A 23,659-nucleotide genomic window follows, 5' to 3' on the forward strand; every position below is an offset into this window, starting at 1 on the left:
GGTGCCCTGTGGGCACCAAATCATCGCGCTGCAGGCCAAGCGGCCTTGTGCAATGGTGAAAGGCCTGCGGCGTAAAAAGCTGGTGCTCACATAGCACCCTACAAAGCGATGCACGCGGACTCTCTACGCTGCCTCTTAATGCACCTTACGGACCACGCCGACGACGACGCCTAGCACTCGCGCGTTGGTTACGTAAATCGGTGCCATTGACGAGTTGGCTGGTTGCAGGCGAATGCGTTTCCCCTCGGGATACCAGCGCTTGAGCGTAGCCTCCCCTTCGTCGGTAATGGCCACGACCACCTGGCCGCGCGAGGCCGTCTCTTGCTTGTGGACGACCACATAGTCGCCATCGCAAATCTGGTCCTCGATCATTGAGTCCCCTTTGACGCTCAGGACGTAATGCTCGTCCGAGTCAAAGAAGTCGCCGAAGTCGATCTGCTCGTCCTGCTCGACCGCCTCGTGCAGCACGCCGGCCGCGATTTGCCCGGCCAGGCGCAGGCCCCGCCGCTCGACCGGTTCGTTGGCCAGTGTGATGGCTCGCGACATGTTGGCTTCGCGGATGATCAGCCCCTTTTTCTCCAGGGCCTTCAAGTGACACATCACGCCGTTGGGCGAGTTGATCTTGAAGTGTTCGCCGATTTCGCGAACGGTTGGACCATAGCCGCGGGCGCGAATCTTGTCGCGAATCAGCTCATAGACCTCGCGCTGCCGCTCCGTCAAACAATCGAGGTTCACCATGGCGCGTTGTCCTCCGTTGTGTTGCCGACCCGCGAGAACGGGGCGGCAACCACGCATGTTTGTTGATTTGCCGATCGAATCCTTAGGTGGGCCGTGCCACCCTCAAGCACTCGGCGGGCTGGGACCGCTCGAAATGGGGCTTTAGGTCCATTGACTCAATAAGGTTGAGTTCACTCGGCGGAATCAGGCGATTCAGCGGCAAATACCGCTAGACCACCGATCCACCACCTCTCCCCTTATCGGCAATATAATATACGGCTGTACACAGTCAATAGGCATTTGTACAGCATCGCCGCTAGCAGGAGAGTAGCGGCATCGAGCCAGCCGTCCGTGGCACCTCAATTAAGCATTAAGCATTCCCTTACGCAATCCCCGCCGCGCCGTCCACAAAGCCGGCCAGGTCGCGGGCTCGTTGCGGGTGTTGCAGCTTGCGAACGGCCTTGGCTTCGATCTGACGGACGCGTTCGCGGGTGACCGAGAAGATTTTGCCCACCTCTTCCAAGGTGTACGAGTAGCCGTCGGCCAGACCGTATCGCAGGCGAAGAATCTCCCGCTCGCGATAGTTCAGGTTGTTCAGCACGTCGGTCACGCGCTGCTTCAAGAGATCCTGGCTCATGTTGTGCAGCGGATCGATCTCGCGATGGTCTTCGACGAACTCGCCGAAGAAGCTGTCGTCGTTGTCCCCTACCGACTGGTCGAGCGACAGGGGCTGACGCGTCATTTTCAGCACGCAGCGAGCCTCGTCAATCGACAAGTTCGTGGCCAGTGCCAGCTCTTCCAGCGTCGGCTCGCGACCCAGGCGTTGCAGGAAGTCACGCGACACCAGCCGCACGCGACCCATCGTCTCGATCATGTGGACCGGCAAGCGAATCGTCCGGCTCTGGTCGGCCAGCGACCGGGTGATCGCCTGGCGAATCCACCACGTGGCATAGGTCGAGAACTTGAAGCCGCGGGCGTGCTCGAACTTGTCAACGGCGCGCATCAGGCCGGTGTTTCCTTCCTGGATCAAGTCCAGGAAGCTCAGGCCGCGATTGCGATACCGCTTGGCAATCGAGACCACCAGCCGCAAGTTCGCGGCCGACAGCACCCGCTTGGCCTCGTCATATTCGATCTGATAGCAAGTGGTCCGGGCCGTCCGCTTGCGCAGCGTGGTCGGACTTTCCAGCGTAATGCGGATCAGGTAACGCAACTCCTTGCGCAGCCGCGCCACGCGGTTGGCGTCGTCACCCGCCTTCAAGTGAGCCGCCAGTTCACGGGCCACTTCGGTCATCCGCCGAGCGATTTGGTCCAGCGATTCGACCAGTGGCTGCAACCGCTGGGTGCGAAGCCGCAACTCTTCGATCAGGCGAATGGCTTTGTAGCGGCGTTTGATCAACCGGCGCCAGGCGGTGCGCCGCGCGTCGGCCGATTGGCTGCGGCTGATGACAATACGGAAGTCCTGGCGATTCTGGGCCAGCAAGTGGGACAGCGTCCGCAAATTGGGCTCGAGCAAGCCGAGGATTTGCTTCTTTTCCTTGATGTCGGTTACCGAGACGTCGACCGTACGATCCAGACGGAGCTTGCCGGCCTGGACCTTCTTCAACAGCCCGACCGCCCCTTGCAGGATGAAATCGCTGCACAGCAGGCTGCGGCGAAAGCGGGTCCGGGCGTGTTCGATGCGGCGGGCGGCCGAGATTTCCTGGTCACGCGTCATCAGCGGAATCTCGCCCATCTGCATCAGATAGATGCGAACCGGGTCGTCGATGCGGCCGCCGGTTTCGAGCAGATTGTCACCATGCTCGTCGTCGGCCGCCCCTTCCGCTTCTGCTTCCTCTTCCTCGTCGAGCGATTCGACCTCGGCGTCGAAGTCGTCCTCGTCGCGCTCGACGCTTTCGTTGCGGGCCTCGGCGTCGCCGTGGGCCGGCGTCTCGAACTCGTCATGCACGGCGTCTAGGACATCGTCCTCGGACAGACGACCAGGCTTGGTGGACAAGGCCGACTTGGGGGCTGACTTTCGCAAAGCGCTCTCCTTGGCTGGCGTGCTCGGTGTCGACGGTCGTGACGCGGAGCAGGTTAAAAGCACGCCCGATGCCAAGAAGTGATGGTTCTTCGAGTAGCTGGCCGTAAGTCATTGCAGTTAGCAGTCTTGCGTGTTCCGGCGAATTGCTGGCCAAAAGGAGGCAAGGTGGGCCATGTTGCCAAGAATCAACACCGCACAACACCACGATGTTGCCGAAAGGCAACAGGGGAGAATTGGCAACAGGAGTCGCGAGAAGCGATTAGCAACTAGCGATTAGATTCGGAACAGCAGAAAAACGTGGCGCTGCGCTGTGCGGCTCCGGCTAGTCGCTAATTGCTAACAGCTAATCGCTCTACCCCCACCTACTTCCACTCCGGCTTGCGCTTTTCAAGAAACGCCTTCAAGCCTTCTTGCGCCGCTTCGGTGGTCCGGGCGGTGGCGCTGGCGGCGGCGCCGGCGGCGAGCATCGTTGTCAGGTGATCGCCAATCGTTTCGTTCAGCATCCGCTTGGTCAGTTGCAACGCCTCGGGGGCGCACTGGGCACATTGGCCCGCCACTTCGCTGGCCCGTGCCCAGACCAGGTCAGTGTTGTCGACCAGCTCATGAAATAGCCCGATCCGGTGGGCTTCTTCGGCGTCGACCGTTTGCGCGCTGAGTAACAGCCGCGCCGATTGCCCGCCCCCGACACGAAAGTGCAACATCGGCGAGACCACCCCGGCCACAATGCCGCGTAGCGGCTCGGGCAGCCCAAACGAGGCCGCGCGCGCCGCGACGACGATATCGCACGCCAGCATGATGCCCGCCCCGCCGGCCAAGGCCGGCCCGTTGACCGCGGCCACGAGCGGCTTGGGGAACCGCAGCATTTTCAGCATCAGATCCTGATACGTCTCGGCGTCGCGATACCACTGGGCGTGGGCATCGGGCTCCTGACTGGTGGCGAGCATTTCCGACAGATCCATCCCCGCGCAAAACACCGTGCCGGCTCCCGTGACCACTACGGCGCGCACACGGCGCTCCTGGTGCAAATCGTCCAGCGCCTGGTGCAGCTCTTGGAGCAGCGCTCGAGAGAGGGCGTTGCGCTTCTCGGGCCGATTCAAAATGATCGAGGCGACATGCTCGTGGACGTGAACTTTGACTAACGCAGTCATCGAAACGATCTCTGCTTATGAACCTTCGATCCACGCCCCGCGAACCATCAACCCTTTAGCCCCCGGCGAGTCGCCGGGGGCCTTGTGCGTACGATTCCTGACGCCGAGCCTCTGACAATCAATCGCTAAACTCGTCGCAACATCTCGCTCAAATGTTCCGGCCGAGGCAGCGGCAACTGGGCAATCGCGGTCCCCAGCAACTTGCCTTGCGTATCCATCCGCAACGACAAGCTCGCGCCACCACCGAGCACGTTGTACAAAACGAAATTCAGCGCCCCGATCCGCGGCAATTCAAATCGCTCGACGCGCGTCGGCTCGAGCCCGCGAAAGTATTCCGCCACGCGCTCAACGGTCAGGTGTTCGCACAGCCATTCGTACCCAGCCGGCGTGTGGGCCACGACGCCGATGTTGGCGTGGTTCCCTTTGTCGCCGCTGCGCGAATGGGCAATCTCGCTGAGGGTGATTTGCGGGGCGTCGCTCATCGGTGCGCCTCCGTGCCGACTTCCGCGTCAAGCCACTGTTGAGCGGTCTTCACGTCGCAGCGTGTTTCGATCAGGTGACGCGGCACCAGCGTCGGCCAATAGGCATAGACCGGCCGCACCGTGCCGCGGGCGGCCGTATAGCCCGCCAGACCGGCCGGTCCGGCGGTCGCCAGCGGCGCGAACTCGCGCGTGAATCGTTCCACCGCTTCGCGCCGCGGGTCGCTGACCGCGATCCTCAGCATCAATTCGCTCGGCTCCGCACCCGACGACGGTGCCAGCCCCGGCACGCCTTGGCCAAGCCCCAGCAGTTCGACGTTCTTGCGATCGTAGGTCCAGCCGGCGTGTTCCAGTCGGGCGAAGATGATGTCAGCGCACGCCTGCGCCTTGGCCCGACAGTCGGGGCCATAGACCAACAGCGAGCCGCTGGCCATGTAGCCGGCCCGGTAGGTGAGCGAGACTTTGTACATTTCCGGGGCGATGTGCCCGCGCGCGCCGCGCACGGCCACACGATTTGCCCCCATCTCGGCGACCTCGACCCCCGTGAAGTCAACATCCACGTCGGGGGTCAAATAGTGGGCCGGGTTGCCGATTTCGTAGACCAACTGCTCGCAGATCGTTTCACGACTCACCACTCCGCCCGAATCGTCGGGCTTGGTGATCGTGCAGGTCGCGTCGGCGTTAAGCTCGGCGATCGGGTAGCCGACGTGTGCCAGGTCCAACGAGTTCCAACGCGAGTGATAGCCGCCGGTGGCCTGGGCGCCACATTCAATCAAATGGCCGGCCACGCTCGCCCCGGCCAGCCGGTGCCAGTCGTCCCACCGCCAGTTGAACTCGTGCACGGCTGGCGCGACGGTCAGCGATGCGTCGGCCACGCGACCGGTGATCACCATCCGCGCCCCGCGGTGCAGGGCGGTGACCATCTCGCGGGCTCCTAGATAGGCGTTCGCGCTCACCACATCGGTGTGCAGCGAATCAAGCGGCTTCCCCGTGTCCAGATGGGCCAGCGCACAGCCGGCGCGGCGCAGGCTTTCCAGCCGCGGTAACAGATCGTCGCCGGTCACCATGCCGATGGGCATATCCCCCAGGCCGGCATTGACCAATAACTGGGACGCGCGACGCACGCACGACGGCGCGTTCATACCGCCGGCATTGGTCACAATGCGCAACGTCGCCTGCTCGCGCAGCGCCGGCAGCAAGCTTCCCAGCACTTCGATGAAGTCCTGGGCATAGCCGGCCTGCGGGTCCTTTTCGCGGCTGCGGGCCAGGATCGACAGCGTCAGCTCGGCCAGATATTCGAGCGTCAGATAGTGGAGTTCCGACGACTCGACCAGTCGGCGCGGGGCGTCGAGATTGTCCCCCAAAAAGCCGGCGCCGTTTCCGATGCGAATGGTCACGTTTGGGTGCCTCGTGGTGCGATAGCCGAGGTGTCCAACGTCTGCCCTCAGATTCTATTCTAGCGGAGCCCCGATCGGATTCTACCGAAGCGTCGTATTCTAGCGAAGCAACACGGACTTGTGACCGGTGCGATCGACCAGCGGCAAGACCTGGGGCGCGTAAATCGTCAGATAGGCGTGGGCCTTACGGTGGGCGTCGAGTGATTCTTGCGAGTCCCAGTATTCGCACAGGAAGAAGACCTTGGCATCGACTTCCGAGTGGTAGCACTCGAACCGCACGCAGCCCGGCTCCTGGCGCGAGAGCCGACCCTGCTCCATGAGCAGCTCTTTGACCTTGGGAATATCGGCTTCGGCTTTGACCGTCAGATGGACAACGAGGTGGATCATGGTGAGGGAAGTTGCTGGTTGCTGGTTGCTAGAAATGAGAATACAGGACAGATCGAGGCTCGTTCGACGTAGTAGCCAGTTGCATTTCACTAGCAACCAGCAACTAGCCGCTAGTAACTTCTCTTATTCACCCGGCCTTGGACTCGCACGGGCAGGCCTTGAATCCGCAGGAAGCCCTCGGCGTCGGTCTGGTTGTACGAGCCGCCACCTTCCATGCTGGCGATGGCCTCGTCGTACAGACTTCTGGGGCTGGTGCGGCTGGCGATGTTGATGTTTCCCTTGTACAGGCTGAGGGTCACTTCGCCGGTCACCGGCTTTTGCGCCTCGCGAATGAATGCCAAAAGGGCGTCGAACTTGGCGCAGTACCAGAAGCCATAGTAGACCATCTCGGCCACTTCAGGGGCCAGCCGGTCGCGCAGGTGCATCAGGTCGCGATCCATCGTCAACTGCTCGACGTAACGATGGGCGTCGTACAACACCGTCATGCCAGGGGCTTCGTAAACGCCGCGGCTCTTCATGCCGACAAAGCGGTTCTCGACCATGTCGATCCGCCCCACGCCGTTGCGGCCGCCGATCTTGTTCAGTTCCTGCACGACGTCGAGCGCCGACATTCGTTTGCCGTTTACCGCTACCGGCACGCCGGACTCAAAGGCGATCGTCACCAACTCGGGCTTGTCCGGCGCCTTGGCCGGCGAAGTGGTCATGCCAAAGTCGACCAGCTCGACGCCGTTCACGCCCAGGTCTTCGAGCTTGCCGGCTTCGTAGCTGATGTGCAGGCAGTTTTCGTCCGAGCTATAGGGCTTGGCCGCGGTCGCCTTGACCGGAATCTTTTTCGACTCGCAATAAGCGATCAGCTCTTTGCGGCCTGGGAACAGATTGCGGAACTTTTCGATTCGCCAGGGGGCAATCAACTTCACGCTGGGCTCCAGTGCTTCGGCCGCCAGTTGAAACCGGCACTGGTCGTTCCCCTTGCCGGTCGCACCGTGGGCATAGGCTTCGGCCCCGACTTCGCGCGCCACCTGCAGACATGCCTTCGAGATCAACGGCCGGGCGATGCTCGTGCCCAGCAGGTAGACCCCTTCGTACTTGGCCTGCCATTGCAGGACCGGGAAGGCGAAATCGCGGCAGAGCTCTTCGCGGACGTCGACAATGCGCGACGACGCGGCACCGCACTTGCGGGCCTTTTCCAGCGTGGCTTCGCGGTCTTCGCAAGGCTGGCCCAGATCGACGTAGACCGCGTGGACCTTGTAGCCTTCGTCTTGCAGCCAACCGAGAATGACCGAGGTGTCGAGACCGCCCGAGTACGCCAGAACGCAGCTTGTCATGTCAGAAACGCCCACCTGGGATGCGGAAAAAAGGTCGTGAACCGTAGACCCATAGAATACCGGCCGCCGTGCTGGCAGTCACTAGGCCGAATCTCGGGCAAAAGGGCTTAACCACGACGACAGCGGGGCAATTTGAACCGCAGAGGCGCAGAGGACGCAGAGAAAACCGGGGCAGGGGCGACGGGGGGCACGGGGGACGGAGAGAGGAGAGAACAGAGAGTAGAACGTGGAAGGAAGAACGCTTGAGGTTTAGCCGCAGGGCCATAGGCCCGCGCGCTGCATCGCCGTTTCTCGCTCACTCCGGCACGGCGAAGCTGAGGTGCATTTCCGTTTTTAACGCGCAAAAAATAAGCCGGCCGCTCTGACGAACAGAGCGGCCGGCTTTTCTCGTTGTTGTCAGACCATCTGTGGTCGGGCCCCGCACTTATCGCACGAGAACCGGAGCCGAGTAGGAAATCCTACTTCTTCTTCGAGACCTTCTTAGCGGCCTTCTTCTTCGGCGATGGCTTAGCGGCCTTCTTCACAGTCTTCTTCTTGGCTGCCATGGGTATGGCTCCTTCCGCAAGTGGACGTTCTTCAGTTCAAAACCGCGTGTCTCGGAACATCCGGGCGCGAGACAACCGCGAAACGAATCCCAACTTGATCGTAGTTGTCGATCGCCAAGGATCGCGCGACGAACCAACCGTTAGTCACTCAATCACTGCGATGACCACCACGATGGGACTATTCAGACCATGTTTCGCAAAATCCGTCAATATGAATCGGGCATTCGCGCGACAATTCAACCAGCGCCAAGCGCGCGATCGCAAGTGACGCACGGTGCCAACCAAGTCGCGCACGCTCAGCACGAATCGTCGCGCGTTGGCTTATGTCGCGCCGCGCCGCGGCATACAATGCGACTTGTTTCAATCAAGCGCCGCGCCGCGCGGCGACCATTACTCGTACACCGCGTCGCCCCCATGACAACTCCCATGACCACCACGCTCGCAACGACATTTGACGCGGTTTTTTCGGGTTTTTCTGACTCTAGCGCCGACTGGGCCCAGTTGCGCCAATGGGCCGAGACGCTCGATCACGAACCAGAAAAGAACGCCGCCGCGCGCGGCGCGTTCTGGCATCAGGCGACGAAACTTTGGAAGCAAACCGCGCCGCGCGGCACCTTCAGCGCGGCGCAGGCCGAGCATGTCGCCGAGTACTATCGACAGCTTCCGGCCGACGATCGGACGCGGGGCGCAATTTTGCAATTTTTTTCCGCCGTGGGGCAACCGGCGGCGCTTCGCGCGTTCGTCGCGCTGGTCACTGAGCAACCTCCGGCCGACGCGACCGACACGTTGCTAGCGTTCGCGCCGCTGTTTCAAGCCGACAAGTTGCCGGTCGACGACTTGTTTCCCGCGCTGTTCGCCGGGCTGGGGCATCCGGTCGTGGCCGGCGCGGCTTTGGACTTGGCCAACTACCTGACGCATAGCAATCGTGTGCCGCGTCACCCGGCGGCCGAGCTCGTCGACCAACTGGCCAGCATCCTGGGGGCGTTGGTTCAACAATTACAACTCGTCGAAGAGAATCCTCAACAGTTCGCCGCCACGCCTCAGGCGCTGACCACGCTGGTCGGCGACTGCGTGGGCTTGATCGTGGCCATCTGCAACGCCCTGGCGTTGATCGGCGAGCCGGTCGTGTCGGGCAAGTTGCACCAGGCGCTGGCCCTGTCGCACCGTCAGGTCCGCTGCGAGGCCGCCGCCGCCTTGGCCACCTTGGGAGACAAAACCGGCCTGGATCAGTTAATCGAGTTGGCGGCGTTTCCGCTGGTCCGGGCGCGGGCGCTCGTGCTGCTGGAACACCTGGGGGCGATCGAACGAGTCGACGAGCGCTTTCGCACGCCGCTGGCCCGGGCCGAAGCGGCTTTGGTGGCCTGGCTGTCCCAGCCCACTCAATTCGGCGCTGCGCCGTCGAGCTTGGAACTCATCGACGAAAGCCGACAGCCCTGGCCAGGGTTCGACGAGCCGGTCGATTGCTTTCTGTTCGACGTCGAATACCGAGCCGGCGAGAAAAGCTTCACGGCCATCGCCCTGGCCGGTCCCGCGAGCGACATCGTGACCGCCGACTTGGAGGACTTGCCGCCGTCGGACATTTTTGCCCTTTATGCAGGTCGCAATGCCGAGCACGAGGAAATTGTCGAAACCAATGTCGAGAAGCTGTCGATCGAAGCGCTGGCGTTGTGGCAAGCCGAGCGCGAGCGACTGATCGCGGCAGGTTACGAGAATCCCGATTTGGCGCTGCGCGGCGAGTTCTTCGGCACCAGCTATTGGATCGCGACGGCGACACACGATGGCCGCCCCGGAGTGGTGATCGGCGACGGCCATCAAGCGCGCTGGACGGCCACCCAGCCCGGCTCGCGCGCGCTCGGCCCCTATGAAATCTACTGGCTGTTCAAAGGGAAGCTCTTGCAGCAGGGGTTCCAGCACTAAATGCGAGGTTGGTCCCATCAACGGGGTGGCACCGATGGCTTGCCCATCGGTGTTGCGCGGCAACAAGAAACTTGATGGGCACGCGTAACCCATTGGAATCTCGCCACCCGCTCGGGACGGCGCCCGAGGTTTCTTGTGGCCTTCGGCCACCCAGGTGCAAGCACCTGGGCCACCCACGCGACAGAGTTCTGAGAACTGTTTGAGTCCGGGGCAGCGCCACGTTGACACGCGCCGGGCCTCGAAACAGAATACCCCTCGTTGTTGACGCACCTTTCCTGGCCGAGATCGCCAATGTTTTCTCGCACCCTGCTCGTCCGATTGCTGGCTGGGCTGTTGCTGCTGCCGATCGGGCTGTTGCTGCTGGTTGGTGTCGGCGCGATCTTGCACGCCATGGGCGATGCCGACGGCACGCGCTGGATGGTCCGCTTGGCGGCGCTTTTGGCCGTCGGCTGGGGTGTCGACCTGGTGGCCCTGGTGGCAGTGACGGCCTTGCGAATGTGGGAAGCCTCGCCATCGGCTGACATTGATGATCTAGAAGGTTAACCACTCAGTTAGACCGCCGGTCTAATTGCTAGCCGCTAAGTGCCCCTCGCTTCTCACTTTTTCAGTTCCAGCGGCACCTGGTCGATCTTCGCCGCCAGGATGAAATCGTTCTCTGACAAGCCGCCGATGGCGTGCGTCCACAGCTCGATGGCCACGTTGCGATAGCTTTCCAAGTGCAAATCGGGGTGATGGCCGTCGGCTTCGGCTAACTGAGCCACTTGGTTAAAGAAGTTGATCGCGGCCATGAAGTTCTTGGCCTTCCAGGTGCGGCGAATCCGCTGGCCATCGGCCGTAAGCTGCCACGCGGGAAGTTTTTCGAGTTGGGCCTGGGACTCGGCCAGCGTGTAAGGACGCACGCCCCCTTCGCACGGCGCGCACTTGCGAGCGGTGAGCTGGTCGGCCGTTTGCGGTTGCATGATCGGGTCTCCTGCGGTGAGGGCTGTATTATCTCGCGCCGGCGGCGCGTTGCTGGCCAGGGTGCCGCAGCGCCAATTCTAGAGGCCGCACTGCCCAGAAGAAGATCGTTCGGTCAACTTTCAGACTGTGACTGCCGTAACAAGAATGTTTCGATTCGGTAATGAATTGCGCTAAAGAGGTAATCGGTTTGGAGGCGCGCTAGGTGAAATGTATCATCCGATCTTAGTGCCAGCCCCCCAGGGCAAGGGAGCGCGGCATCACCCGAAGCGAGTGGCTCGGAACTCGCGCGGGAGGACTGGGTTCGGTTTCGATCATGGCAACATCGTCCGCCACCGTCTTTGTTGTCGACGATGATCCAGCGCTTTGCCAGGGCTTGGCGCGTGTGCTGGAAAGCGCTGGTTTTGTCGCCCAATTCTTCTCAACCGCGGCGGACTTTCTGGCCGGCTTCGATCCGCAACAGGCGGGCTGCATTGTCATGGACGTGCGCCTGCCCGATATGAACGGGCTGGAGCTGCAAAAGATTCTCAACACGCGGAAGGTGCGCACACCGATCATCATGGTCTCGGGCTTTGCCGACGTGCCGATGGCCGTGCAGGCAGTTCAGGCCGGCGCCATCGACTTCATTCCCAAGCCGCTCGACCTCGAGAAGTTTGTCGGCCAGGTCAAAGCGGCGGTCGCGCGCGACGCGAGCCTGAGGGGCGATGCCGCCCACGACCAGGTAATCGCCAACCGGCTGGCCACGCTGTCGCGGCGCGAGCAGGACGTGCTCGAGCGACTGGTCGCTGGCCGCTCGGCCAAGCAAGTCGCGGCCGAGTTGGGCATTAGCTCGAAGACCATCGACAACCATCGCGCCAAGATTTTGCAAAAGATGGAAGTCGAGACCACGGTCGAGTTGGTCCACATGATTCTCAGCCGCCCACAGCCTCGCTAAGACACTGTCGCGTTACAGCATTTCCATGCTGGAGCGTCATAGGCCGCGTGGCCCGCATAACCGGACTCAGGGCACACCGCGTGACCTAAGCTTGCACAGGGCCGCGTTCTCGGTTTCTGGCGAGCTTTTTCGCATGGTTACGCATCACGACAAATCGACTCGCTGCGCTTGCGCCGGCTTGGTGATGGCCTTCGTTGCGTTGCTCGCGACGAGCGCCGCGGCCGACGACGCCAAGCGGTTTACGATGGGCTTGGACCTGAACGGCTCGCACCTGGAAGGGTGGCCTTTGTCATGGTCATCGAGCCAGGTGCATTTGTTGTCGCGCGACGGGCGCTGGCTTTCGTTCGCGCCCGACAAAGCCCAGCGGGCCACGCGACTGAGCGAATCGTTCCGCGGCTATTCGGTGAATGAAGTCCGCTCGCAGTTGCAGCGCGAGTTTGGCAAGCAACTCGACACCAGCAGCACGGCACACTTTGTCGTCGCCTTCCCCCGCGGGCAGCGCGACTTGTGGGCCGCCAAGTTCGAGGACTTGTATCGGGCGTTCGTCCACTACTTCAACCGCCGCGGCATCCCCCTGAGCGAGCCCGAGTTCCCGCTGGTGGCGATCGTCTGGCCATCGCAAGCCGACTTCATGCGTTACGCCCAGCAGGACAACGCCCCTAGCAACAGCAACGTGCTGGGTTACTATTCGCCCCGCACGAACCGGATTGCTCTGTTTGACACGGGCAAGGGCCCCGGCGATTTGAACTCGACCGCCGACACGATCATTCACGAAGCGACCCACCAGACGGCGTTCAACACGGGGTTGCACAACCGGTTCTCGGCCACTCCGCGATGGGTCGTGGAAGGAATGGCCACCATGTTCGAGGCCCGAGGCGTCTGGAACTCGAAGGCGTACACCACGCAAGGAGATCGAATCAACCGCGGCCGCTTGAAACAGTTCCAGCAACTGCCCGAGACGCGCCAGGCGGCCACGCTCGTTGACCTGGTCGGCTCGGACCGGCTATTCCAGCAGAACGTCAATCTGGCGTACGCCGAGGCCTGGGCGTTGAGTTTCTTTCTGAACGAGACCCAATCGCAGCGCTATGGTCAGTATCTGCGCGTGGTGGTGGCGCGGCCCCAGTCGGGCGAGTATTCGTCGGCCCAGCGGGTGAAAGACTTCACCGGCGTGTTCGGCGACCTGGCCCTGCTCGATTCGCACTTTCAGAAGTTCATGAAAGAACGTCTGGCCGAAGTGCGCTGAACGCTGCGCGCCAATTCAATCTTTCACGGCGAGCGCCTGCCGTCTTTCACCCTCGCCCCTTGCGGGAGAGGGTGGCAAGCTTCGCTCGCCGGGTGAGGGGTAACCCTCAGGCGTGCGCGACTCGAAGTGCTGAGTGGACCCTCATCCGGCCTATCGGCCACCTTCTCCCCGGGGGAGAAGGGCTAGCGCACACCGACGTGAGAGGCGGTGCGTGCCGATGAGTTACGCGGTGAATAAATCGAGCAACGCTCGCTCACGCCACATAGTTCGATGGTGGCGACACCTGGTGCGTGGGTGCCATCGCCGGCGCGGCGGGCGCTTCGCGAAACACATCGGCGCCGAGCGTGGCTTGGCCTGGCTCGTTGGCGGCCGGCGACGGTTCGTCGAACGGCTTCAATTCGCCGCGGATAATATGCACGCCGTTGGGCGCTTCGATGCCCACGCTGACGCGTCCGCCGGAGATGCGGGTGACCGTGATCACGACGCGATGATCGATGACGATCTTTTCCCCAACTTTCCTGCTGAGTACTAACATGGCGACACCTTCCTGATGTGGATGATCCCTCTCGTGGCGCGAGCCGGTCTGTTGCGTGCGTCACTCGCCCGCGCGGGACGAGTGGCACCGAAACATTTGCTCGCGACGACTCAAGACCCAGGTGGCTTTCAACCGATGCTCGATACCAGGCGGGGCAACCTTCCGTCCGGATTCTCTGGCCAGGCTGGACCTGGCATCGTTCGCTCGTCGGCCACGGGTCATGTGCCGCCGCTGGGCCCGGCTGCGCCGTTGACTCCCAGTTGCGTACTAAGAGGAACGCAATTGGGATGCCGCGTCGTCAGAATCGCGCAGCGCCGAGAGTCGATTTGCCGCAAGTGACTTTTAGATAATGGTTTGCGGCAAAGGCTGCATCCAGCCCGTATTAGATACTCTGGGGGGGCCGGGACATGCAAAACCGTCCCAATCCAAGACGCATTCTCATTCTGATAATATCGAGAATGAAAATCACCGGTCGAAGATAATCGCTGAAGCGCACCACGACGACGCTCATTTCGAGGCTCAGAAGGATTCGACCACGACGGCACGACGGACACGACGTCGGAAGAGGCCATCAACGCATTTGTCTTACGTCGTGATCGTCGTGCCGTCGTGGTCGGTTTGCTTTCTCTCGATCACACGAAGGCGTCGCGGTTGATTGCCCTGACTGTGTTAGATGAACTTCTTCGCGGTCAGAAGTTTCATCAGTTGGTCGACGCATTGGTCGACAGACAGTTCGTGCGTGGCCAGGGTCAGGTCCGGCGACGTCGGCGCCTCGTACGGGGCAGTGACGCCCGGCACTTCCGCGATTTCGCCCCGGTCGGCCTTGCCGTAGATGCCCGACGCGTCTCGCTTGCGGCACACATCGAGCGGCGCTGACAGGTAGACCTCCAGGAACCGTTCGGCGCCGAGCGATTCGCGGACGCGCCCGCGCACGCCAGCGTCGGGGGCCAGGAAGGCGCAAATACAGATCATGCCCGCGTCGTTCATCAGGTGGGCCACTTCCGCGCTGCGGCGCAGGTTTTCGCTCCGCTCGCCAGCCGAGAAGCCCAGGTCGCGGCTAATGCCGCGGCGCATCTGCTCGCCGTCGAGGACGCAGGCCGTGCGGCCGGCCTCGAACAGCCGGCGTTCTAGGGCATAGGCCAGCGTGGTCTTGCCAGCGCCGGTCAGACCGGTAAGCAGCAGCGTCACCGGCTTTTGGCCAAAGCGGGCTTCGCGCTCGGTGGCGGTCACCTGGCTGTGGGCGCCCTTGTCGGCGGTCGGCGCCTCGGTGTTCCAGTAATCGTGGCCAATTGCGCCGGCCGCCGCGGTTGTCTGGTCGATGATCATACCGGCGCCGACCGTGCCGTTGGTCAGTCGGTCGATCAGGATGAACGCCCCGGTCACCCGGTTGCGGCGATAAGGGTCAAAGCACAGGGGCTGATTGACCGCCACGTTGCAGCGGCCGACTTCGTTCATGTTCAAAGCCGGCGTCTGCTCGCGGTGCAATGTGTTGACGTCGACCCGATAGCGCAGGGTGTTCACCGTCCCCAGCGACAGCTTGTTGGCGTGCTTGATCCAATACTGCTTGCCGGGCAGCATCGGCTCTTGGGCCATCCAGACCAGCATCGCCTCGAACTGCCGATCGACCCGGGGCAGGTTGTTCGGGTGGACAATCATGTCGCCGCGGCTGATGTCAATCTCGTCGGCCAGCGAGACGCAAACCGCCTGTTGCGCGAAGGCCTGGGGCAAGTTCCCCTCGAACGTGGTGATCGCCGTGACGCGGCTCTTTTTGCCCGACGGCAGGGCCATCACCTCGTCCCCCTGGCGGATCACGCCGGCGGCCAACGTGCCGGCAAAGCCACGGAAGTCGAGGTTCGGGCGAATGACATATTGGACCGGCAAGCGCAGGTCGATCAGGTTGCGGTCCGAGCCGATGTAGACGTTTTCCAGGTAGTGCATCAGCGTGCCACCCTGGTGCCAGGGCATGTTCACGCTGGGCTCGACGACGTTGTCGCCGCGCAGAGCCGAGATGGGAATGAAGTGCACGTCCCCCATTTCGAGCTTGGCCGCGAAGTCGGCGTAGTCGGCTTTGATCTCGTCGTACTTGGCTTGCGACCAGTCGACCAGGTCCATCTTGTTGACGGCCACGACCACGTGCTTGATACCCAGCAGCGAGACAATGAAGCTGTGCCGGCGGGTTTGCTGCATCACGCCGTGGCGGGCGTCGATCAGGATGATGGCCAGATCGCACGTGCTGGCGCCGGTGGCCATGTTGCGGGTGTACTGCTCGTGGCCGGGGCAGTCGGCGATGATGAACTTGCGCTTGCTGGTCGAGAAGTAGCGATAGGCGACGTCGATGGTGATGCCTTGCTCGCGCTCGGCCTTCAGGCCGTCGACCAACAGCGACAAATCGATTTCGCCGCCGGCCGAGCCTTTTTTGTCGCTGTCGCGCTGAATGGCGGCCAGTTGATCTTCGTAGATCTGCTTCGAGTCGTGCAACAGCCGGCCGATGAGGGTGCTTTTGCCGTCGTCGACGCTGCCGCAGGTGAGCATCCGCAAGAGCTCCTTGCGCTGATGCTGATCCAGGTAGGCGTCGATGTCTTTGGCAATCAGGTCTAAGTCGCTGGTGGCAGTCATTGGCTTTTTTGTCAGTTGTCCGTGGTCAGTTGTCAGTTGTCAGTTGTTGGAGAGCCGTTGTGCGGTGCGTTGTCCTTGATTGCTGTCTTTTGCAACTGACAACGGACCACTGACAACGGACAGGGAGCCCCGGCGCAACGCCAGTTCTGGGATTCGGCGCGAACTAGAAATATCCTTCCCGTTTCTTTTGCTCCATCGACGCTTGTTCGTCGTAGTCGATTACCCGGCCTTGGCGTTCCGACGTGCGGGCCAGCAGCATTTCCTGGATGACTTCGGGGAGCGTCGTGGCCGACGATTCCACGGCGCCGCTTAGCGGGTAGCAGCCCAGCGTGCGGAAGCGCACCTTCTTCATCATGGGCTTTTCGCCCGGCTTCAGGGGGAAACGCTCGTCGTCGACCATGATCAGATTGCCGTCGCGCTCGACCACCGGGCGTTCCTTGGCCAGGTACAGCGGCACGATCGGAATGTTCTCGAGTTGGACGTACTGCCACACGTCCAACTCGGTCCAGTTTGACAGGGGGAACACGCGAATGCTCTCGCCTTTGTTGACCTTGCCGTTGTAGATGTTCCACAGCTCGGGGCGCTGGTTCTTGGGGTCCCACTGGTGGAACTGGTCGCGGAACGAATAGACGCGCTCCTTGGCGCGGGACTTTTCCTCGTCGCGCCGAGCACCGCCGAAGGCCGCGTCGAACTTGTACATGTCGAGGGCCTGCTTCAGGGCCTCGGTCTTCATGATCGTGGTGTGCTTCTGACTGCCGTGCGTGATGGGGCCAACGCCTTGTTTGATCCCTTCCTGGTTGATGTGGACGATCAGCTTGACGCCCATCTCCTTGGCCACGCGCTCGCGGAAAGCGTACATGTCGCGGAACTTCCACGTCGTGTCCACATGCAACAACGGGAACGGCAGCGGCGCCGGGGAGAACGCCTTTTGCGCCAGGCGCAACATCACCATCGAGTCCTTGCCGATCGAGAACATCATCACCGGGTTGTCGAACTCGGCGGCGACCTCGCGGATGATGTAAATGCTCTCGGCTTCCAGCAGCTTCAAGTGTGTCAGAGAATAAGGATGGGCCGACATCGGTGGAGCTAAAGCCTCGCGTGCTAGCTAGACTGCGCCGTTTGCGCCCATTAGCAGGGCGCGTTGGCAGGCATATCTTAACGGCGTAATACCGCAAGTTAGCGAATTCGCCGCCGATTGACTACCCGAGCGCTGAGGCCACCAGACGCTTCATGGAAAAGACTGACCACCTCGACTGACGCGGCCGCGCTCAAGGATCGGAGGGGTTCGACCACGACGGCACGACGGACACGACGTAAGAAAAAGGCATTTTTGAAATTGTCCTACGTCGTGCTCGTTGTGCCGTCGTGGTCGATTTTCACTGCCTTAATAACGATAGCGTCGTGGTCAAATCTCGGCCGCAAGGAAGCACAAGTAAGGCGTGGCTATTCGCCGGACGATTCGCTGGGACGGATTTCGAGCAGTACGCTCTCGCTCTCGGCTCCCGGCACGGGCCAGGACGCGACTTTGCGCAGCTCCAGCCGGCGCAGCGATCCCATGTGCCGCGCCTCGGATCGCTCTTCGACCCAGGCCGGCCCTTTGATCAGCAGCAGCCGGCCGAACGAGCCCCAGCGCGGCTCGAACCAGCGCAGCAGCTTGTGCATGGGTGCCACGGCCCGAGCGACCAAGGTGTCGAAGTAATCTTCGCTGAGCAGGTCTTCGGCCCGGCCGGCATGCACGTGGATCGACAGCTTCATGCCGGCCACAATGTCGGCCACGGCTCGGGCTTTCTTGCCGACCGACTCGGACAGCGCCACGTGCAAGTCGGGGCGCACAATCGCCAGCACCACGCCGGGCACTCCGCCGCCGGTGCCGACGTCGAGCACGCGCTCGTCGGCCGCCAGCGCCTTGGACAGTTCGAGCGTGTCGACCACGTCGCGGGCCACGAACTTTTCATAGTCGGTGTGCCGCGTCAGGTTCAGCTTCTCGTTCCAGTCCCACAGCCGCGCACAGTAATCGGCCAGTTGCGCAATCTGGTCCTCGGGGAGCGCGATGTTGTGGGCGGCGAGAGCGGCGGGGAGGGAAGGGGAGTCAGTCATGGCAGAAGTGATGAATGATGAGTGCAGAGTGATGAATAGTGTCGCGGGATGAAATCAGGAGGGTAGCGGATCGTTGCCAGCCAATTGGGTCTTTCATTCCGCACTCATCAATCATCATTCATCACTTTAAAAACAGTTCCGGTCCTTGCTCCGTGGGTCGTCGACCAGCGTGCCGCTGTGTAGCGTACCTTCGAGGGCCGTGTTGCGCCAGGGGGCCGAGGCGTCCCAAATCTCGCTTTCCGTGTTCAATTCGCTGATCAGGACTCCGGTTTTGTGTACCGGCAGCTTACCCGTCACGCGCCCATCGGGCTGGACGAAAAAGCTCCCCCACAGCGAATACCGCGTGGTGCTGTTCACGGCGCTGACCCAGAAATGGTTCGTGGCCGCGTGGGTCATCATCACGGCCGGCACTAGCTCGCGCCAGATGTTCTTGCGGCGATAGGTCTGATAGTCGCGGCGGGCGTTGTGGAACGACTGGAACAGCAACTGCACGCCGCGCCGCTTCAGATCGCGATACAGTTCGGGAAAGCGATAGTCGTAGCAAATGCCCACGCCGCAGGTCACGCCGTCCAGCTCGAACACACAGGCCCGATCGCCGGGCGTGTATTGCTGGTGGTCGAGCGTCGGGTCACCGCCCGCCGTGCCGGTACAGAATCGCTTGTCGTAGCGGTCGACGACTTGCCCCTGGTCGTTGATCACATAGACCGAGTTGTGGGGCAGGTGCTCACCGCTGAGCCGATGCGTCGAGCCCAGCAGCACCCAGGTCCGCGTGTTGTGGGCTGCTTCACAGATGGCCGCCGTGGCGTCGTGCAACAACGCCCAGTCCAGCGCGCGTGTGTCGGGCACCTCGAAGCCGCCGTAGCCGGACAGGGCCGTTTCACAGAAGTGTACTACCCGCGCGCCGCCGTCGGCGGCATCGCGAATGAGTTGCAGAATCTGATCGCGATTCTGCGCAATGTCAGCTTCGACGGAGAATTGAGCGCTAGCGATGCGAAGCGTGGGCATGGATTGAGACTGCCGAGCCGAGGCCTATCTTGTCAGTGGTCAGTTGTCCGTTGCACTCCGCCTGGCGATCACCGCCGATATTCAATCGGTGTCCGCGTCCTTTGCAACGGACCACGGACAACTGACAACGGACGCTCCGCTCCTATTCATCCGTCACACAGCCCAGGCTGGCGCTCTTTACGCGCTGGATGTACTTGTACAACACGCCGCGCGAGGCTTTGTACGGCGGTGCTTTCCAGGCCTTGCGCCGCGCGGCCAGTTCGGCGTCGCTGATGTCGAACGCGATGCTGTTGCTCTCGGCGTCGATGGTCACCTGGTCGCCGTTCTTCACCAGCGCCACCGGGCCACCTTCCTGGGCCTCGGGGGTGATGTGCCCGACGATAAAGCCGTGCGAGCCGCCGGAAAACCGCCCGTCGGTCAGCAAGGCCACGTCGCTGCCCAGCCCGGCCCCCATGATCGCTGACGTCGGTGTCAGCATCTCGGGCATGCCAGGGCCACCCTTGGGGCCTTCGTAGCGGATGATCACTACGTCGCCCTTGTTGATTTCCTTACGCTCCAAGGCGTGGAGCATGTCTTCTTCGGCGTCGTAGACCTTGGCCGGCCCGCTGAACTTGGAGCCTTCTTTGCCGGTGATCTTGGCCACGGCCCCTTCGGGGGCCAGGTTGCCGCGGAGGATCTGGATGTGACCGGTCGGCTTGATCGGGTTCTCGAGCGGCCGCACGATCGTCTGGCCCTGCTTCAGGCCCGGCAGGCTGCCAAGGTTTTCGCCCAGCGTCTTGCCGGTGCACGTCAAGCAGTCGCCGTTGAGTAGACCCTTTTCGAGCAGGTACTTCATCACCGCGGGCGTGCCGCCGATCGAATGCAGGTCTTCCTGCACCCAGCGGCCGCTCGGCTTCAAATCGGCCAGGTAAGGAATCCGCTTGCTGACCGTGGCAAAGTCGTCGATGGCGAGCGGCACTTCGACGGCGCGGGCCATGGCGATCAGGTGCAACACCGCGTTGGTCGAACCTCCCAAGGCCATCACCACGACCATGGCGTTCTCGAACGCGGCTCGGGTCATGATGTCGCGCGGCTTGATGTCGCGCTCGAGCAGGGTGCGAATCGCTCGGCCGGCCCGCAGGCATTCGTCGAGCTTGCCCGGGTCTTCGGCCGGGATCGAGGCGCTGTACGGCAGCGCCATGCCCATCGCCTCGATGGCCGAGGCCATGGTGTTGGCCGTGTACATCCCGCCACACGCGCCCGCGCCCGGGCAGGCATGGCGAACCACGTCGGCGCGACGCGTTTCGTCGATCCGGCCGGCGATGTATTCGCCGTAACATTGGAAGGCCGAGACGATGTCGAGCGCTTCGCCCGTGGCGCCGTGCCCGGCGCGGATCGTCCCGCCATAGACCATCAGCGACGGCCGATTGACGCGCCCCATGGCGATCAGACAGCCGGGCATGTTCTTGTCGCAGCCCGGGATCGAAATGTTGCCGTCGTACCACTGGGCGTGCATGACGGTTTCGATCGAGTCGGCGATGATGTCGCGCGAGGGGAGCGAGTAGCTCATCCCGTCGGTTCCCATCGAGATGCCGTCGCTGACGCCGATGGTGTTGAACCGCATGCCGACCATGCCGGCCTCGACCACGCCGGCTTTGACCTGCTCGGAGAGCTTGTTGAGGTGCATGTTGCACGGGTTGCCCTCGTACCAGACGCTGGCAATGCCGACTTGCGGCTTTTGCATGTCGGCTTCGCTGAGGCCGGTGGCGTAAAGCATGGCCTGCGACGCCCCTTGCGACTTGGGGCTGGTGATTTGCGAGCTGTACTTGTTCAAGGGCTGCGACATGCGGGAAGTCCTGGTCGAAAGAACGTCGTGCGGTGGTTGTGTTTGAGGCGTTATGTGTTTTGCAATGTTCATTAGCCCCCGGTGAGTCACCGGGGGCCGGTGCTGGTACACGCTACTGGCCCCCGGTCAATGACCGGGGGCATTGCGTGCTGCCGAAGCACCGATCAAACGACATCGGCACGCCAAATTGAAACGACCATGCTACCCCGCAGGGTGCGTAAAATCAAAACCCCTGTGACGGCGGCGGATGACAAACCAAATCGGCGAGTTGACCCACCCGGCAGTGCGTTTCTAAGCTGTGAAGACATCGCTTCGCAGCTCAAGGTTCATTGTTGTATTCGGAGCCGGTTTCGCATGCCCCCACTAGGCGCTCACATGTCGATTGCTGGCGGCCTGGATAACGCCGTCATTGCGGCGCACAAGGCGGGCTGCGAGTGCGTTCAGTTGTTCTCCAAGAACAACAACCAGTGGCGAGCGCGGCCGATCGAGCCGGTCGACGCGGCCGAGTTCATTGGCGCGCTGGCCAAGCTGCGGATTACCCATCCGATCATCCACGACTCGTACCTGATCAATCTGGCCGCGCCGGACAATGCCCTGTGGCAGAAATCGATCGACGCCTTTGCCGACGAGCTGCGGCGGGCCGAGCAATTGGGAGTGCCGTACGTCGTCACCCACCCGGGCGCGTTCACCACCAGCAGCGAGGAAGCCGGGCTAGATCGGATCGTAAAAGCCCTCGACGAGGTCCACGACCAGTTGCCTGAGATTCGCTCGCAATGCCTGCTCGAAAACACGGCCGGGCAGGGCTCGTCGCTCGGCTGGCGGTTCGAGCACCTGGCCTACATCATCGAGCACGTCAAGCAGCCCGAGCGCTTGGGCGTCTGCATCGACACGTGCCACACGTTCGCGGCCGGCTACCCGCTGGAGACGCCGGAAGAATATGCGGCGACGATGAAGCAGTTGGACAAGACGGTCGGCCTGAAACGGGTGAAGGCGTTCCACGTGAACGACAGCTTGAAGCCGTTCGGCTCGCGCGTGGACCGGCACGCCCACATCGGCCACGGCAAGCTGGGGCTCGAACCGTTCCGGCATTTGGTCAACGACCCTCGCTTCGCCCGGGTGCCGATGTACCTGGAAACGGCCAAGGAAAAGACCGACCGGGGCGAGGATTGGGACGTGGTGAACCTGAAAACCCTCCGGTCGCTCGTCGCTTGACGGAGGAAAAGACCAGCCACGACGGCACTACGGCACTACGAAGGAAGAAGACGGGGAGTGGAACCGCAAAGACGCACAGGGCGCAAAGCAGGCAAAAGGTAATTTGAAACGCGGAGGGCGCGGGGGGCCGCAGAGTAGGGATGGTCGCCCTTTATTCTCCGCGATCCCCTGCGTTCTCTGCGATTAATCTCCCCGCATTTCCTTGGCGACCTTTGCGTCTTTGCGGTTCCATCCCTTTCTCATAAGACGCATCCCCGGCAAGGTTCGCCGGTCGGGCAATTTGACCGGTGGGAAACTTTGCTGGCTGGGCTGGATTTCACCCCCGAAATCCCGCCCTAACGGAAAAAACTGGGCAACGCCAATTCGGCCAGTACAATAGAGAGGTTGGCCGCGGTTTGGGGATCGCGGCCGCATCAGGCGTGCCGCCAGGGCTACGCGACAGAGCCACCGGACAGAGCTACCGGAAATGGGCCTCACTTACTTCAAACGCTTTCGGATGGAGATCGACCTCGGCCGGCCGGTGCCGTCGCCGATGTTGCCCGAGGGCTATTGGTTCGTCGGCTGGGATGCGAATCTGCTGACCGCGCACGCCGACGCCAAGTTCAACAGCTTCCGCGCCGAGATCGACTCGAACGTCTTTCCGTGCCTGGGCGATTACGACGGCTGCTTGCGGCTGATGCACGAGATCGCGCATAAAGACGGCTTTCTGCCCGGCGCGACGTGGCTGATCGTCAACCGCAACGAGTCGGGCGAATTGGTCAACTGCGGCACCATTCAAGGCATCCGCGATCGAACCGGCATGGGGGCCGTGCAGAACCTGGGCGTCACGCCCGAGCATCGCGGTCGCGGCGTGGGGAGCATGTTGCTGTTGAAAGCGATCGAAGGCTTCCGCGCGGCCGGTCTGCGCCGCGCGTTCCTGGAAGTCACCGCCCAGAACGAAGGGGCGGTGCGCCTCTACCGCCGCATCGGCTTCTACAAAGCGCGCACCGTCTACAAAGCCGTCGAGCTGATGTCGTACGCGGTTCGGTGAGCACGGGTCGTTTGCTGGCATTTCTGAATAAGACGCATTCGACCACGACGGCACGACGACCACGACGTAAATGCGCAAAGGGGCAGGGGAGAGGAAGTACGCTTAGCCGCAGGGCCATAGGATCTCGTGCCCAAGCCGAACTTTTCGTCATTCGTGCTTCGCCATTCGACCTTTTCCTACGTCGTGTCCGTCGTGCCGTCGTGGTCGATTGCTCCGGGCTTTTAGTCTCTTCTGTCCTCGCCAGTTGCGTAGTTTCTCGCGTCGGGTTAC

21 protein-coding genes are annotated in these 23,659 nt (G+C 62.2%); 7 read left to right on the forward strand and 14 right to left on the reverse strand.

The genetic code is table 11. The features are described from left to right. Window positions 1-135: 135 nt before the first annotated feature. The 7 genes from lexA to JSS27_13435 form a co-directional block, all read right to left on the reverse strand. Window positions 136-738: a repressor LexA gene (lexA, locus tag JSS27_13405; GenBank protein MBS0209939.1), complete on the reverse strand. Its 603-nt coding sequence runs from the start codon at window positions 736-738 to the stop codon at window positions 136-138. A gap of 361 nt (window positions 739-1,099) precedes the next feature. After that, the gene (locus tag JSS27_13410; GenBank protein ID MBS0209940.1) at window positions 1,100-2,737 is read right to left on the reverse strand and encodes a sigma-70 family RNA polymerase sigma factor; all 1,638 of its coding nucleotides are present in this window, start codon (window positions 2,735-2,737) and stop codon (window positions 1,100-1,102) included. 362 nt (window positions 2,738-3,099) lie between these two features. Further along, window positions 3,100-3,885, reverse strand: coding sequence for an enoyl-CoA hydratase/isomerase family protein (locus tag JSS27_13415; GenBank protein ID MBS0209941.1), 786 nt, complete (start codon window positions 3,883-3,885; stop codon window positions 3,100-3,102). A gap of 125 nt (window positions 3,886-4,010) precedes the next feature. Beyond that, a complete protein-coding gene (locus tag JSS27_13420; protein MBS0209942.1) occupies window positions 4,011-4,367 on the reverse strand; it encodes a hypothetical protein in 357 nt (118 codons plus the stop codon). Then, entirely contained in the window at window positions 4,364-5,812 is a 1,449-nt protein-coding gene (locus JSS27_13425) for a DUF1446 domain-containing protein (GenBank protein ID MBS0209943.1), read from the reverse strand. Before JSS27_13425 ends, JSS27_13420 begins: the two co-directional genes overlap by 4 nt. A 48-nt stretch (window positions 5,813-5,860) precedes the next feature. After that, window positions 5,861-6,148 carry an antibiotic biosynthesis monooxygenase gene (locus JSS27_13430; GenBank protein MBS0209944.1) on the reverse strand — a complete coding sequence of 96 codons (288 nt, stop codon included), beginning with the start codon at window positions 6,146-6,148 and terminating at the stop codon, window positions 5,861-5,863. A 110-nt stretch (window positions 6,149-6,258) separates the two neighbouring features. Further along, window positions 6,259-7,473 carry an argininosuccinate synthase gene (locus JSS27_13435; protein ID MBS0209945.1) on the reverse strand — a complete coding sequence of 405 codons (1,215 nt, stop codon included), beginning with the start codon at window positions 7,471-7,473 and terminating at the stop codon, window positions 6,259-6,261. Between the two features lie 819 nt (window positions 7,474-8,292). Between JSS27_13435 and JSS27_13440 the strand changes: the two genes are divergently transcribed. From JSS27_13440 to JSS27_13450, 3 genes are all read left to right on the forward strand, one after another. Then, the gene (locus JSS27_13440; protein ID MBS0209946.1) at window positions 8,293-8,436 is read left to right on the forward strand and encodes a hypothetical protein; all 144 of its coding nucleotides are present in this window, start codon (window positions 8,293-8,295) and stop codon (window positions 8,434-8,436) included. Window positions 8,437-8,444: 8 nt separating this feature from the next. Further along, window positions 8,445-9,935 (forward strand): HEAT repeat domain-containing protein, encoded by a 1,491-nt coding sequence (locus tag JSS27_13445; GenBank protein MBS0209947.1) that lies wholly within the window; start codon window positions 8,445-8,447, stop codon window positions 9,933-9,935. A gap of 291 nt (window positions 9,936-10,226) precedes the next feature. Next, complete coding sequence (locus JSS27_13450; protein MBS0209948.1) at window positions 10,227-10,478, forward strand: hypothetical protein; 252 nt, start codon at window positions 10,227-10,229, stop codon at window positions 10,476-10,478. Between the two features lie 53 nt (window positions 10,479-10,531). Here the strand turns inward: JSS27_13450 and JSS27_13455 are convergent, their stop codons facing one another. Continuing rightward, a complete protein-coding gene (locus tag JSS27_13455; GenBank protein MBS0209949.1) occupies window positions 10,532-10,894 on the reverse strand; it encodes a 4a-hydroxytetrahydrobiopterin dehydratase in 363 nt (120 codons plus the stop codon). Window positions 10,895-11,208: 314 nt separating this feature from the next. Here JSS27_13455 and JSS27_13460 point away from each other — a divergent pair, with 314 nt between their 5' ends. Continuing rightward, a complete protein-coding gene (locus JSS27_13460) occupies window positions 11,209-11,826 on the forward strand; it encodes a response regulator transcription factor (GenBank protein MBS0209950.1) in 618 nt (205 codons plus the stop codon). Between the two features lie 133 nt (window positions 11,827-11,959). Next, entirely contained in the window at window positions 11,960-13,069 is a 1,110-nt protein-coding gene (locus JSS27_13465; GenBank protein MBS0209951.1) for a DUF1570 domain-containing protein, read from the forward strand. Between the two features lie 253 nt (window positions 13,070-13,322). Here JSS27_13465 and JSS27_13470 read toward each other — a convergent pair whose 3' ends face one another. The 6 genes from JSS27_13470 to ilvD all read right to left on the reverse strand — a co-directional run bounded on the left by JSS27_13470 (window position 13,323) and on the right by ilvD (window position 21,147). Continuing rightward, on the reverse strand, window positions 13,323-13,604 hold the full coding sequence (locus JSS27_13470; protein MBS0209952.1) for a carbon storage regulator: 282 nt from the start codon (window positions 13,602-13,604) through the stop codon (window positions 13,323-13,325). Between the two features lie 669 nt (window positions 13,605-14,273). Continuing rightward, the gene (gene cysN, locus JSS27_13475; protein ID MBS0209953.1) at window positions 14,274-16,220 is read right to left on the reverse strand and encodes a sulfate adenylyltransferase subunit CysN; all 1,947 of its coding nucleotides are present in this window, start codon (window positions 16,218-16,220) and stop codon (window positions 14,274-14,276) included. A gap of 163 nt (window positions 16,221-16,383) precedes the next feature. Beyond that, window positions 16,384-17,298 (reverse strand): sulfate adenylyltransferase subunit CysD, encoded by a 915-nt coding sequence (gene cysD / locus JSS27_13480; GenBank protein ID MBS0209954.1) that lies wholly within the window; start codon window positions 17,296-17,298, stop codon window positions 16,384-16,386. Between the two features lie 365 nt (window positions 17,299-17,663). Continuing rightward, window positions 17,664-18,317, reverse strand: a complete 654-nt coding sequence (gene rsmG, locus JSS27_13485; GenBank protein MBS0209955.1) for a 16S rRNA (guanine(527)-N(7))-methyltransferase RsmG — start codon at window positions 18,315-18,317, stop codon at window positions 17,664-17,666. A gap of 126 nt (window positions 18,318-18,443) precedes the next feature. Further along, entirely contained in the window at window positions 18,444-19,322 is an 879-nt protein-coding gene (locus JSS27_13490) for a carbon-nitrogen hydrolase family protein (GenBank protein MBS0209956.1), read from the reverse strand. Window positions 19,323-19,464: 142 nt separating this feature from the next. Next, window positions 19,465-21,147, reverse strand: a complete 1,683-nt coding sequence (gene ilvD / locus JSS27_13495; protein MBS0209957.1) for a dihydroxy-acid dehydratase — start codon at window positions 21,145-21,147, stop codon at window positions 19,465-19,467. A gap of 354 nt (window positions 21,148-21,501) precedes the next feature. Here ilvD and JSS27_13500 point away from each other — a divergent pair, with 354 nt between their 5' ends. Then, window positions 21,502-22,359 (forward strand): deoxyribonuclease IV, encoded by an 858-nt coding sequence (locus JSS27_13500; protein ID MBS0209958.1) that lies wholly within the window; start codon window positions 21,502-21,504, stop codon window positions 22,357-22,359. Between the two features lie 466 nt (window positions 22,360-22,825). Continuing rightward, window positions 22,826-23,389 carry a GNAT family N-acetyltransferase gene (locus JSS27_13505; protein MBS0209959.1) on the forward strand — a complete coding sequence of 188 codons (564 nt, stop codon included), beginning with the start codon at window positions 22,826-22,828 and terminating at the stop codon, window positions 23,387-23,389. Window positions 23,390-23,659 lie beyond the last annotated feature (270 nt).

The organism is Planctomycetota bacterium (assembly GCA_018242585.1).
GTDB lineage: Bacteria > Planctomycetota > Planctomycetia > Pirellulales > PNKZ01 > JAFEBQ01.